The sequence below is a fragment of the Ligilactobacillus sp. LYQ135 genome, assembly GCF_053711055.1.
In genome coordinates this window covers 62,229-74,411 of the sequence record NZ_JBSJYT010000004.1, presented here as the reverse complement: position 1 = coordinate 74,411, position 12,183 = coordinate 62,229, and the positions used below count along the sequence as shown (strand labels likewise).

General features: G+C 34.9%; 23 protein-coding genes. All 23 read left to right on the top strand.

Annotation, left to right across the window (positions count from 1 at the left end; translation table 11 throughout):
* Positions 1-2 precede the first annotated feature (2 nt).
* The 23 genes from ACWCL1_RS05055 to ACWCL1_RS04945 all read left to right on the top strand — a co-directional run bounded on the left by ACWCL1_RS05055 (position 3) and on the right by ACWCL1_RS04945 (position 12,020).
* A complete protein-coding gene (locus tag ACWCL1_RS05055; RefSeq protein ID WP_454545826.1) occupies positions 3-719 on the top strand; it encodes an ERF family protein in 717 nt (238 codons plus the stop codon).
* Positions 719-1,393 carry a putative HNHc nuclease gene (locus ACWCL1_RS05050; RefSeq protein ID WP_454545825.1) on the top strand — a complete coding sequence of 225 codons (675 nt, stop codon included), beginning with the start codon at positions 719-721 and terminating at the stop codon, positions 1,391-1,393. The genes ACWCL1_RS05055 and ACWCL1_RS05050 overlap by 1 nt, the downstream gene beginning before the upstream one ends.
* On the top strand, positions 1,383-2,153 hold the full coding sequence (locus ACWCL1_RS05045; protein ID WP_454545824.1) for a conserved phage C-terminal domain-containing protein: 771 nt from the start codon (positions 1,383-1,385) through the stop codon (positions 2,151-2,153). Before ACWCL1_RS05050 ends, ACWCL1_RS05045 begins: the two co-directional genes overlap by 11 nt.
* Before the next feature lie 2 nt (positions 2,154-2,155).
* Positions 2,156-2,929: an ATP-binding protein gene (locus tag ACWCL1_RS05040; protein ID WP_454545823.1), complete on the top strand. Its 774-nt coding sequence runs from the start codon at positions 2,156-2,158 to the stop codon at positions 2,927-2,929.
* Between the two features lie 230 nt (positions 2,930-3,159).
* Positions 3,160-3,378 (top strand): hypothetical protein, encoded by a 219-nt coding sequence (locus ACWCL1_RS05035; protein WP_454545822.1) that lies wholly within the window; start codon positions 3,160-3,162, stop codon positions 3,376-3,378.
* Positions 3,375-3,842 (top strand): class I SAM-dependent methyltransferase, encoded by a 468-nt coding sequence (locus tag ACWCL1_RS05030; RefSeq protein WP_454545821.1) that lies wholly within the window; start codon positions 3,375-3,377, stop codon positions 3,840-3,842. Before ACWCL1_RS05035 ends, ACWCL1_RS05030 begins: the two co-directional genes overlap by 4 nt.
* Complete coding sequence (locus ACWCL1_RS05025) at positions 3,842-4,054, top strand: hypothetical protein (RefSeq protein ID WP_454545820.1); 213 nt, start codon at positions 3,842-3,844, stop codon at positions 4,052-4,054. Before ACWCL1_RS05030 ends, ACWCL1_RS05025 begins: the two co-directional genes overlap by 1 nt.
* Before the next feature lie 2 nt (positions 4,055-4,056).
* Positions 4,057-4,485: a RusA family crossover junction endodeoxyribonuclease gene (locus ACWCL1_RS05020; RefSeq protein WP_454545819.1), complete on the top strand. Its 429-nt coding sequence runs from the start codon at positions 4,057-4,059 to the stop codon at positions 4,483-4,485.
* A complete protein-coding gene (locus ACWCL1_RS05015) occupies positions 4,478-4,768 on the top strand; it encodes a hypothetical protein (RefSeq protein WP_454545818.1) in 291 nt (96 codons plus the stop codon). The genes ACWCL1_RS05020 and ACWCL1_RS05015 overlap by 8 nt, the downstream gene beginning before the upstream one ends.
* Positions 4,769-5,434, top strand: a complete 666-nt coding sequence (locus ACWCL1_RS05010) for an NUMOD4 domain-containing protein (RefSeq protein ID WP_454545817.1) — start codon at positions 4,769-4,771, stop codon at positions 5,432-5,434.
* A gap of 948 nt (positions 5,435-6,382) precedes the next feature.
* Positions 6,383-6,760, top strand: coding sequence for a hypothetical protein (locus ACWCL1_RS05005; protein ID WP_454545816.1), 378 nt, complete (start codon positions 6,383-6,385; stop codon positions 6,758-6,760).
* Positions 6,741-7,010: a hypothetical protein gene (locus ACWCL1_RS05000; RefSeq protein ID WP_454545815.1), complete on the top strand. Its 270-nt coding sequence runs from the start codon at positions 6,741-6,743 to the stop codon at positions 7,008-7,010. The genes ACWCL1_RS05005 and ACWCL1_RS05000 overlap by 20 nt, the downstream gene beginning before the upstream one ends.
* Positions 7,003-7,230 (top strand): hypothetical protein, encoded by a 228-nt coding sequence (locus tag ACWCL1_RS04995; RefSeq protein WP_454545814.1) that lies wholly within the window; start codon positions 7,003-7,005, stop codon positions 7,228-7,230. The genes ACWCL1_RS05000 and ACWCL1_RS04995 overlap by 8 nt, the downstream gene beginning before the upstream one ends.
* Positions 7,223-7,438 (top strand): hypothetical protein, encoded by a 216-nt coding sequence (locus tag ACWCL1_RS04990; RefSeq protein ID WP_454545813.1) that lies wholly within the window; start codon positions 7,223-7,225, stop codon positions 7,436-7,438. Before ACWCL1_RS04995 ends, ACWCL1_RS04990 begins: the two co-directional genes overlap by 8 nt.
* A gap of 241 nt (positions 7,439-7,679) precedes the next feature.
* A complete protein-coding gene (locus ACWCL1_RS04985) occupies positions 7,680-8,066 on the top strand; it encodes a YopX family protein (RefSeq protein WP_454545812.1) in 387 nt (128 codons plus the stop codon).
* A 1-nt stretch (position 8,067) separates the two neighbouring features.
* Entirely contained in the window at positions 8,068-8,436 is a 369-nt protein-coding gene (locus ACWCL1_RS04980) for a YopX family protein (RefSeq protein WP_454545811.1), read from the top strand.
* 208 nt (positions 8,437-8,644) lie between these two features.
* Positions 8,645-8,920 (top strand): hypothetical protein, encoded by a 276-nt coding sequence (locus ACWCL1_RS04975; protein ID WP_454545810.1) that lies wholly within the window; start codon positions 8,645-8,647, stop codon positions 8,918-8,920.
* Positions 8,921-9,004: 84 nt separating this feature from the next.
* Positions 9,005-9,187 carry a hypothetical protein gene (locus tag ACWCL1_RS04970; protein ID WP_454545809.1) on the top strand — a complete coding sequence of 61 codons (183 nt, stop codon included), beginning with the start codon at positions 9,005-9,007 and terminating at the stop codon, positions 9,185-9,187.
* 13 nt (positions 9,188-9,200) lie between these two features.
* Positions 9,201-9,419 (top strand): hypothetical protein, encoded by a 219-nt coding sequence (locus ACWCL1_RS04965; RefSeq protein ID WP_454545808.1) that lies wholly within the window; start codon positions 9,201-9,203, stop codon positions 9,417-9,419.
* A gap of 74 nt (positions 9,420-9,493) precedes the next feature.
* Complete coding sequence (gene pnuC / locus ACWCL1_RS04960; RefSeq protein WP_454545881.1) at positions 9,494-10,261, top strand: nicotinamide riboside transporter PnuC; 768 nt, start codon at positions 9,494-9,496, stop codon at positions 10,259-10,261.
* A gap of 245 nt (positions 10,262-10,506) precedes the next feature.
* The gene (locus tag ACWCL1_RS04955; RefSeq protein WP_454545807.1) at positions 10,507-10,668 is read left to right on the top strand and encodes a hypothetical protein; all 162 of its coding nucleotides are present in this window, start codon (positions 10,507-10,509) and stop codon (positions 10,666-10,668) included.
* Positions 10,669-10,680: 12 nt separating this feature from the next.
* Entirely contained in the window at positions 10,681-11,568 is an 888-nt protein-coding gene (locus ACWCL1_RS04950) for a hypothetical protein (RefSeq protein ID WP_454545806.1), read from the top strand.
* On the top strand, positions 11,568-12,020 hold the full coding sequence (locus ACWCL1_RS04945; RefSeq protein WP_454545805.1) for an HNH endonuclease: 453 nt from the start codon (positions 11,568-11,570) through the stop codon (positions 12,018-12,020). Before ACWCL1_RS04950 ends, ACWCL1_RS04945 begins: the two co-directional genes overlap by 1 nt.
* Positions 12,021-12,183 lie beyond the last annotated feature (163 nt).

The following is a 12,183-nucleotide window of genomic DNA, read 5'->3' as shown; positions in this document are numbered from 1 at the left end:
TAATGAGTGAAGATAACTTAATTCAAAAATTATCAAAAGCAATGTTACAAATAACTCCCGTTGAAAAAGACGGACAAAATAAATATCAACACTATAGTTTCCAAAGCGAAGGGGCAATCAAATCGGTCGTTAAAAAAGCGTTATCTGATAACGGGATAATGATTATTCCAAAATACGAGATTATCCAACAATACGACCGCAAGAGCGCTAAAGGCAGCATTACTCACTATGTTGATGTAATGGGGACATTTACTATTACTGACGGAAATGAAAAGATTTTCGGAAAAATGGCTGGTAGTGGTCAAGATACTAGCGAAAAAGCGATGGTAAAAGCAGAAACGACCGCACAAAAGTATTTTTACAAACAATTATTCAACATTTCAGACCAAGAAGAAGACCCCGATAGTTCGGACAGCGCCAACGGTGGCCAATTCGTATCAATGAAATCAACTAAGCAACAAACAACAAATCAAAATGAATTGGAAAAAGTAAAAAAAGAAATGGGAGACCTTATGGCAGAAGTTTCTGTTTTATGTAAAATCCCCACTGCTGATTTACAAAATAAAGTAGTGGAGAAGATTAAACAAGCATATCCAAATTCTGACAATTTTACTCCAGTTGAAAAGTTCCAAGCCATGATTGCCGTATTGCGTGCGATGAAGAAAGAAAACACTGGCAAGAGTAGCCAAGAAATGACATTTGAAGAAGTAACTAAATAATGTTTGGCAAAGTAACTAAGATTAACGGAAATAAAATTGAAATTGAACTTGATGAAGAAATTGATATGTATCAAGTCCAAAGGTTGTCGAATGGTAAACAGCCAACTGTTGAGATTGCAATTTCAGACGGACGCATTATCACTCCGGATCAACGAAAGAAAATATACGCATTGATTAATGACTTATGCGATTATACCGGAGATTTGCCTGAATATTGGAAAATACGCTTTAAATTTGCGGTTGAAATGATTTTTAAAGTAAAACCGTTCAGCTTATCTAACTGCTCTGTAACGGTCGGAAATTACATGATTTTAACGATTTTGAATTTTATGTTTGAGAATAACATTCCGTTTAAGACTAAAACATGGGATGCAATTCCAGATGATTTTCCAAAGCAAATGCTTTGTTTAAAAAACAAGCAATGCGTCATCTGTGGCAAGCCGGCAGATATTGCTCACTATAACGCAGTAGGAATGGGAAGGAATCGAAACAAGATTGATCATGTTGGCATGTACATTATGACGTTGTGTAGGATTCATCATGATGAGCAGCATCATTACATGCGTTACAACAGGATTAATAATTTCTTTGAAAAATATCATATTAAGCCAATCAAGGTTACACCAGAGATAGCCAAGAGATTCAAGTTAGGGAGAGTGAAAGATGATGAGTGATTTATTGATTAGTGAACCACCATTACAAGTCTTGCCTAGTTTAGCCAATTATTTAAAATCTGCTGACAAAGCGATAATGGTTCAACAAATATTTTACTGGCAACAAAAATCGACCAATATTCATGACGGTCACAAATGGGTTTACAACACCGTTAAAGAATGGCATCAACAATTCCCGTGGTTAAGCGAAAAAACAGTCCAACGCTATTTAAAGGATTTGGAAGATAAGAAAATATTGATTACCGCCAATTATAACAAAGCTAAATTTGATCGAACAAAGTGGTATAGAGTCAACAAAGACGCATTAGACAATTTGGGTTCACGAAAGGGACTGCCAGTCCCCACGAAAGGAACTGATAGTCCCAATCTAAAAGGGACTAGTTGTCCTGACCTATACCATAGACTACCAGAGACTACCACAGAGAATACTACAGAAGATAATATGTCGAGTTCGCACTCGACCAAGTCTTATTCAGATGAAATCAAAATCATTGTTGATTATCTCAACCAGAAAGCTGGTACTAGGTATCGGAGTACATCTCAAAAGACGCAGCGATTAATTAAAGCAAGGATTAATGAAGGTGCTACTGTTGATGATTTTAAACAAGTTATTGATTTAAAAGTTAGTCAGTGGAGTAACAGTGCGAAAATGAGCAGATACCTTCGACCAGAAACGTTATTCGGAACTCACTTTGAAGGTTATTTGAATGAGAAAACACAAAACGCTAAACCACAAATAAATAATGAATTAGGGTGGTGAGTATGGAAACAGCGGATATTATCAAAGCGCTACAAAATAAGGACATTGCTAAAAAAATCAGATTAAAAGATATACCAGTGATGAGTCCAGAAGAGCAACAAGCGTGGAGAGATGAGTTAGAGCGCAAAGAAGTCGCTAAATATAAAGCGAAACGAGCAAAGACGTTCATGCAGCAGCGATCAATTTACAACGAACAAAATGTTTTAGCACACGAATTCAAAAACATTGAACCGACATCTGATGAGTTTGTTAAATTGGCAAAGCACGCTAAACAGATAACACTTGATTATTGTAACGGCAAACAATATAACACAGTGCTTCGCGGTAAGGCCGGCACAGGCAAAACGATGTTGTCAGTGTGCATGCTTAATCTTGTCAGGAAGCATGCGATAGAGCCGAAGAGTTGTTTATTTGTATCAACTGCGGAGATTGCTGAATTATCTTTTGCAAAATATCAACACGATTTTCGCAGAGAAGATCGGTTTAATCAATTTTTCAAAGACTTAAAAGAAACAGATTTGTTGGTGCTAGATGATCTTGGAACTGAAAGCAGTCTGCAAGGCGAAACTAGAGAGGCTAGCAATACAGTTCAACAGACAATGTTCAGGATTGGAGATTTAATGCAAGGCAAGCCAATTATTATCACAACCAACAATACGGGTGATGATTTGATCCGCATATACAATCAGAAGATTGTAAGCCGTTTGCTAACAAGCAATCCAGAGCATGTATTAGATTTCAGCAAAGTTCCCGATTATCGAATGGCACACAATTAGGAGGTTTTAAATGTACGAACGCAGCGCTGAATTTATGGCGGGGTTCTACCAATGGTTAGAAGAATCAGACAGACCCGGTCAGATACTTGATGAGATTTTTGGAGAAAACTTTTTTATGGAGGAAGGATAATGGCTAAATTTGTGAAGTTGGAAAATGGAAATTATATCAACGTTGACAAAATAATCAACATTGAACCTCAACAATATGAATATTTATATGGCAACNGATAATGGCTAAATTTGTGAAGTTGGAAAATGGAAATTATATCAACGTTGACAAAATAATCAACATTGAACCTCAACAATATGAATATTTATATGGCAACCGAGATCGTGAAACTAGCAATGATGATTTTGTGGTAAGTATATTTGTTGGATATGGTTCTCCAATGAATATAACCATCACTAGAACAGATCTCGAAAACATTTTGAAAGCGAGTGAAGAGTGATGCAGATATTAGACGCTTGCTGCGGATCACGGATGTTTTGGTGGAATAAAGACAACCCGGAAGTTACTTTCATGGATAAACGACGATATTACGAGAAATTAAAGTCTGGTCATGTTGTAGATGTTAATCCAGACGTTCAAGCAGATTTTACAGATATGCCGTTCGAAAACAATTATTTTGATTTAGTTGTATTTGATCCACCACATTTGATTCATGCTGGTAAAACGAGTTGGTTAGCTAAAAAGTATGGAACGCTTGAAAAATCAACTTGGCCAACGGTTATTCATGATGGGTTTAATGAATGTAATCGAGTTGTTAAACCGAATGGAACGATTGTTTTTAAATGGAATGAAGAACAAATTCCTTTTCGGAAAGTTTTAGATACGATTGGACGTGATCCGCTGTTCGGAGATAAACGTGGTAAAACACGATGGGTAGTTTTTGAGAAAGCGAGTGAAGAATAGTGACTGATGAAGAAAATTTATCTTTGTTGTGGGGCAACTCTGATGATTTTAAAGATCGTATGGAGCAATTAGATATATTGGTGCGTGAAAGTCCAGACGAATTAAAGAGATTAGATGTGTATAAGGACATTATGGATATAGCACAAGATATTTTAGGTACAGCGTGGGCGGGATATTCAAATATTGCACAAAGCCATTTACCAGAGCATTAATCATGAGAATGACAATACCGATTGAGCCTGTAGGACAGTTAAGACCCAGAGCAACACGTTATGGTCGTGGGATTAGATTTTACGATCCAAAGAAGGTTGCCGAGTTTAAAAAAGACGTAGGGGAATATGCCATTGGTGAGATGAACGCTAGAAATTTAAAAAGATTTAACGGTAAGCCATTGAAAGTAACATTGAAAATCTTTAGACCTATTCAACAAAGTATTTCTAACAGAGAGCGTTCAAAAAGGCTATCACACGTTCATAGACCGCAAGTGAAGAGTGATTTAGATAATTACATCAAAAGCATTTTAGATGCCTTAAACGGAATTATATGGGATGACGATAGAAACATCGTATCAATCGTAGCGGATAAATATTATGCAGAAGATCCCAGAATTGAAATTGAAGTGGAGGACATTAGTGATGAATGAAGAAAAATTACAAAAAGCATTGAGTACTTTAAGAAAGTTAAAGCACCCAATCAAACTAATGTATATTAAGGATTTAGACGCAAATAAGGACACTGGACAATGGTTTGATGATTTATACGAAAATGTTCAGGCGATTACATATTCAAAAACTCCTAGTCTTGTAAGTTCGGATTGCGATAAGTTTGAACAAAAAATTCGTGATTTTAAACGATATTCAAATAATCATCAATTAGCTATTTATTATCGACAAAATGGGGAATTAGTTGAAGTAGGAGTGTTATAGATGATTGAACAATGGAGAATGATAAAACAAGCACCTGATTATGAAGTAAGTAATTTTGGCAATGTACGAATCAAAAAAACTGGTTTCTTAATGAAAAGTAGAGTTACTCGTGAAGGTGTGGTAATCATCAAGTTAAAAAATCATGGCGAACCTAAGGTTTTTACGATTCCGCAGTTAGTTGCTAGAGCCTTTATCCCTGGCTTAGAAGATAGAAAACGATTTATAGTGCGACACATTAACGGTGATTCAAAAGATAACAGAGTTACAAATTTACGTGTTGCTAATCCCCCAAAAAAGAAAAGTAGCAACTCGGTCAAGACTAAGCGTAAGCAGTGGTTAATGGTATATAACAAACACAAAAAACCATTGCGAAGTTTCAGATCATTAGAAGAGATTTGTCGGACATATGGTTTAGCTAAAACGACACCCATTAATGAAATACAGATCAAATTATATAGCCGTGATTTGATTGTTAAGTGGATAGATGAAGTTGAAGCATTGCCATATTACAAACGTGAAATGAAGAAACGTGCAGAAGTTCAAAAGAAAATTGATTTATTTATCCATCACGTTGAAGGGAAATATGGTTTGGACTGGTATAAGAAAAATTTGAAGAACGACAAATTTGTACAAGAGCATTATAAATACATGCAATCTGTTAAGTAATAAATCAAGCCTAATGCTTGTCAAAGGGCTTTAGGCTATTGCCACACTGTCGATGGCAAAACGAATACTAAAAAACCTCTTTAAAATTTGGAGACTGTTATATAGTACGGTTATTTTTCGGCAGAGTCCGCCCAGTAGGACAACCGGTGTTCGAATCGCTGGCTGGGCTTTAAGGCTCACCACCTTGAACTGACGTAGCACAGTTTAAACGGTAATAACAAAACAGATTGGAGGCCTTTAGTTAAAGCATCAATGCTACATTTCTTCTTAATCCTAATAAAAAACTTTTTATTTATAACATTGCTCAACGATTGTCAAAGGTCATTGAGTAATTACCAACTGACAAACGGTGCCTAGTTGGTTGGTAAAAAATATTAAAGTCAGGAGGCACGCATCCTTTCTCCTGATTAATTCAGCAAGGCACCAAACAAGGTATTACAACCTTGAGGAAATCAGGGTAGTTCGTAAATCAGGCTCGGCTTAACAGTTGTCGAAGGCTGTTAAGTCATTGCTACCGCTACCGAGTAGCAAAACAAAAAATTAAAAATAACTTTGGTATATAAGTGGAATTATTTAAATGATTAACTAATAAATTGTTCTGTGTTTTTTCGGTAGAGTCTAGCCTAGCTAGGTAACACACAGCGTTCGAGTCGCTGACTAGGCTTTGGTTACACCGCCAAGTCGTTGGAGTGCAGACAAAGTGTGAATCTGTTAAGGATGTGTAACCACCTTCAATTTTTCTTAGCACTCCAGGATTTAATGATTATCAAAGGTCATTAAATCATTGCCAGCGGTGGGACTGGTAAAAATTTAATTAAGGAAGTGAATAGCTTCCGTTTTTGCATTCACTCCCACAAAATACACTCAAGGGCGAATGGTATTATCACGGTTCAACTCCGTGGCGTCCTGTTTATCCGGATAAAAATAATATTTATGGATGTGGTCAAAATGAGAGAAGTTAAAGTTGTTGAAAAAGGAACTTTCAAAGGTAGAAAATATTGGATTACCGAGCATAATTTAGGATCGTACCCACATTTTCCGGCATTACAAAGCAAATGGTATTGCGGATATGTTGAATATGAGCCAACGTGTGAACATGATAGTAAAGATTTTGACGTTTTCGGCGGAATAACTTTCGTTGGCAAGATTAACAGCTTAGACTTTGATGATCAAAACATTAATGTCATTGGATTTGATACAGCTCACTATAACGGCGAAGCAATGGGATTGAAAGCAACTAAAGAAGAAGTTATTAGTTTGATTGATCAGATGAATAGCTTGAAATTTGATGAAGGGACAGACAACAATGGCGAAAGCAACAATTAAAATTGATAACAGATACCGTATTGAAGTTGATAGTTACAACTATACGTTGATTAGACACGATCCAGCAACTAGCGAACGGAAAGAACGTGATGTGGTGATTGGATATTATCCAAGTCTACATCATGCTTTAACTGGATTGAAACGAGAAAAAGTAGCTACTGAATTAGACGAGTTAACGATTGATGATTATATCAATGCGTTGCGGAAATTAGAAAATTGGGTGGCTAGAAAGGAGCGTCAAAATGGCTAAATTTGTAAAACTGAGCAAGAAACGGATTATAAATATTGATAAAATTAATTGTATTTTTGAAGACGAGCGTAACAAAGGATTTTTAGCAGCTATGGATACATGTTCAGAGGGAAATTTTGATGATAGTTGCTATTTTACTGAACATACAAGATCTTTTTTAGTGCATTTAACAGAAAAGGAAGTCGATAAAATCATGAAAGCAAGTGATGAAAATGGCTAAATTTGTGAAGTTGGAAAATGGAAATTATATCAACGTTGACAAAATAATCAACATTGAACCTCAACAATATGAATATTTATATGGCAACCGAGATCGTGAAACTAGCAATGATGATTTTGTGGTAAGTATATTTGTTGGATATGGTTCTCCAATGAATATAACCATCACTAGAACAGATCTCGAAAACATTTTGAAAGCGAGTGAATAATATATGGAGAAAATATCAAAATTATTAATCGTTATTTTAGTTGCTTTAAAAGAATTTATGACTGGATTGATTTATCTTGGGATCGTAACCATAGCAGTATTATTTATTTTTATGGTTTTTTGGTGTAGTAGTACATCAGTTAAATTTATGGCGGTTATGTTTCTGATTTGTATAACTCTATCCTCGATTTTTAAGGCCTACTTAAAATGGACTGAATTAAAAAATATGGAGGAAAAATAAAATGCAAGATAGATTTAAATGCAGAGCTTGGGATAAGAAGAGACAAAAGTATATTTATAACATTCAAAACGGAGCTGAAGTCTACGATTATCATAGTGGGCACACAGATTACTTAGCTTACAACGAATTATTAGAGGCAGATAGCTTCATTAAAGAACAATGCACCGGATTGAAAGATAAAAACGGGAAGATGATTTATGAAGGGGATATTTTTAAATCTGTTTATACAAAAAATACTTATGTAGTTGTTAGAGAAAAGCATTTTGCTTGCTTCTCATACAAACACAAAAACGTTGGCACTATGTTGTCAGAAGGCGATATTGCTAATTATGAGTTAGAAGTTGTTGGCAACATTCATGAAAACCCAGAATTAATGGAGGAAAGATAAAATGGAAGATAGATTGAGATATAGAGCATGGGACAAAGAGAACAAGAAATACATTTACGGTGTTGAGAACGGATTACAATTTTACTCAACTGCAGGAAATTTACGTGTAATGACGTTAGCTGAAATTGAAGAGAGCGATAAATACGATCTTGAACAATGTACAGGTTTAAGAAATAAAGATAATACGCTAATTTATGAAGGGGACATTGTACAAGTAGATAGCATGGTTTATTATAGTGAGCCTTTAACGTTAGTTATTGGATTTCATAATGGTGCTTTTATGGCAGGTGATAGACATATCGATAATAATTCAATTTTTATGGAAATTATCGGCAACATTCACGAGAACTCGGAACTACTGGAGAAATAGCATGGATTTAATATTTGGAATTGCAATCGGAATAGTTATTGTAGCAATCGTTTTAGCTATTGGGTTTCCTATACTTTATAAGTGGTTGAAGAAATAGCGAGAATTATAACGAATAATCCATATATTTACTTTAATGTTGTATTTTTTAAAGTAGAAACTCATAAAAATGTATCGAACGAGTGATTTTTAGATTGGTGGAGGGATAACAATGAAAAAATATAAAATTGTTAAACTTATTGGATTTGAAAAGATGGTAAAAGAATTTATTGAAGAATATTTATTGGATGAATTTGAACACGAATCGTCTCAAGAAATAATTATGAATCAGCTTAAAGGATTTTCTGAATTATTAAAACCTGCGTTTATAAATGAGCTGGAAACAGACATCAATGATTATCCTGAAATTTTAAATAATTTTGAAAAAGAATCAGAAAATGTATATGTTTCAGAAGATGGGTATGGATTTGAGATTTCGGAGGGATAACATGGAAAATTTTGCATTAGTGGTATCAATCATCAGCTTAGTGGTTGCGATTATTACGGCTATAAATAGTTAAGGAGAGATAATATGAAATGTGTTTATTTAACTGAAGAAGAGATTGAGGTTATAAACGATGCTTTAGATTCAGTAGCGTTTGAGTATGGTTGGACTGATGTGCCTATGGATGAGAACGGGGTGTATTATGACGATGATTGCCCCGAAGATGCCAAGCGAGCCAATGCTATTGCTAGTATAAGAGAAAAACTTTAAAAGGGATGATAGTGTGGCACTGATAGAGTTTAAAGATGTGTGTGGGAATTATCACTGGCTCGAAGATAGCGAGTGTAAATATAACAAAATTCGAGCTTTGGGATATTCAGACGGAAAATATGGTTATTTCATGTTTGATACAGGCAGAGAGATTAAGGTTGATCTGGATGTGTATTTTGATGTGTGGAATAAGAAAGATAGAGAAATTTGTAATTGCGTATTGCAAAAATAACAAGATGTAGTAGAATTACAAGAGTTGAATACAATATATAGAAAGAGGCGCTTAGGTTGCAAGAAGAAGTTACAATGTTTAATCACCCGTTAAAATGGTTTAAGGAGCAAATTACAGGTTGGCACACAGCAAATTATTGCTTATTTTGGTTTGCGGCAGGATCACAATTAATGATTTATGTAACTGGTAAAATTAATTTATTATCAACCGTTACATTTTTTGGAACTGTTTTAGGTTGTTTATGTATTGTTTCAATCAATGCTGCTAAATCAGTTAATGGTATTTTAGGAATTATTTCAGCGTTATGTAAAATCTACGTTGGTTTTAGTGCTAAAAATTACTTAGTAATGGCAGAAGAAACGGCATACATATTAACTTTAGATTTACCAGTTATCATTTCAAGTTTTGTCAAGAATCCAGATAGTTTATTAGGTAAAATGTTCCACGGTTGGAATAGCGATACTAAAAACCACTTGAAGAAGTTATCAAGCAAAGGCTGGATCTTAGCTTTAACAGCAACTATAGTAACTTGGGTTGTATCAGCTCATTTAATTGGAACTTTAACAAACGATCCTAGACCATGGATTGATGGATTAAGTTTTGCTGTTAGTTTAACAGGTGGAATTATTTGTTTCTTGCGTTATCGCGATCAATATTTTTGGTGGGTATTCTCATCCATCTTTCAAATGGTTCTTTGGGCAGTTACCTTTGCACAAGGAGGAGCAACGATTGCTATGCTAGTATCTAGTTCAGTTTATTTTGTGAATGATATTATCGCCTTCACAGTTTCTCCGTGGTTTAACATGGGACGCCGTAAAATGGGACTGAAAGAAATTAAATAATTGTATATAACAAAATAGCTTAACAAAGCCTTGCAAACGTTGATTGGCAGGGCTTTTTTTGATATAATTGTATTATACAATAAATGATAACGACAAAGAAAAGGGGCTGTTATTTTGAATGAATTTTGGAAAAATTTAATCAGCTTTGTAGTTTGGGCGATTATATTTACCGCCTTAATAGTGATTTTGGAGTTTTTAGTCAAGATTTGTGTTGCGTTATGGATATTTGATTAAGAGGTGTGTACATGACTAGAGGTCTTTTGTGTTACAAAAAAAGTCCATTTGATGAATGGGAAGAAAAAGCAATGTTTAGACAAGCGCTATTAGCCATTGCGAATAAACATAAAGGAAAGTCCTTGGCAGAAGCAATGTTAAAAACTTTGTGGAAAAAGAAAATCTATTGTTAAAGAGGTGATTGAATGTTAGTTTTGAGTGACGCTGTCGCTGCGAATTTGATTAATTCTAGATGTTTTAAAACCAATGTACATAAGTTAGCCAATCGACTGCGTATATCTGACGTTGATGTGCAGACTGATATTTATTTCCAATTAACAGCATATAGGTTAAAAAACTACACGGAAGAACGTTTTGTCAACGAATGGAATGACAAAAAAGGACGCGAACTGCTGGAGTGGCAGATAACTCATGCTAAGCAAGACGTTCAACATTCTTTTTATGCAAAATACGAAAAAGAAAACGATAAGAAAGAGAGGCTTAAAATGTACGTACCGACTTTAGAAGAAATTAGACAATCAAGTGAACCAACAGTTATTGATTATGACGATGATTCAGACCACCAGTTGTCCGAATTGCTATTAGACAATTTAAGGAAAATTTTCCCTAAATCAGAAACGACATACAGAATGGTTAGCAATATCTTGAATAATACAGAACAATATTCAAGAAAAGAGTTAAATCAATTGCTCTGTGATGTACGCAAGGCGTGCAATAATAATAGAACTACGTTAGACAATATTTTTAATGTTGTTGCTAAAACAGAATATATTGAACGGTTAAAATTAATTGATTCAATTTTAGCGGTTGAAAAGTCCACCGCTAGTCTAGATGATAAAAATAAACGCATTCAAATGTTATTCGATAACAACACAAACGCTATTGATGATTTGATTGATGAATGCAAACGACATAATCCGAAATCAATCGGAAATGAAGTAACATTGATTAGACACTGGAATATAGCAAGTCCGCATGAGCAAATAGCTTTTATTGATTTTCTAGAACACAAACAACAGGAGTTAACCAAACGAATCGGCCATGGATTTACAATTGAGGAGCGTTTATTTTAATGAGAGTAAGAGAGTGTTCATACCCAACTTGTAACGAGCTCATAACGACAGATAAGCGTTATTGTAGCAAACATATTCAATACGAAGAAAAACGCACCAGAGAACGAAATAGGACGTATAACGAGCGTTTTAGGAATAGAGAACGCAATAGCTTTTATCAATCGAAACAATGGCAAAAGGCGCGGAATTATGTAATCAACCGTGATTGCTATATGTGCCAGTGCTGCGGTAGTGCGGTAAGCGACAAGAAGATAGTAGATCACATCGTGCCATTACGTGTCGATAAAACGAAGGCGCTTAATACATCTAATTTATGGAGCTTATGCGATAAATGCCACAATCGGAAAACGACATTAGAGGAGCAGATATTGCATAGTCCAAATGGAATAAATAAGATTAAACACCTGTCAAAAGATAGGTGGATTAAATATATTAAGGAGTTCAAGCAATGAGTTGTTTGTTAGTAAGCCTATTATTAATTCTGTTAGCAGTAGGAATAGTAGCAATCATAGCAGTGCCATTCGCATTAACCATCGCACTAGGCATTGGCTTAATATGGTTGACTGTATGGCTGCTACTACATCACACAATATGGGGAATATTATTAATCATTGT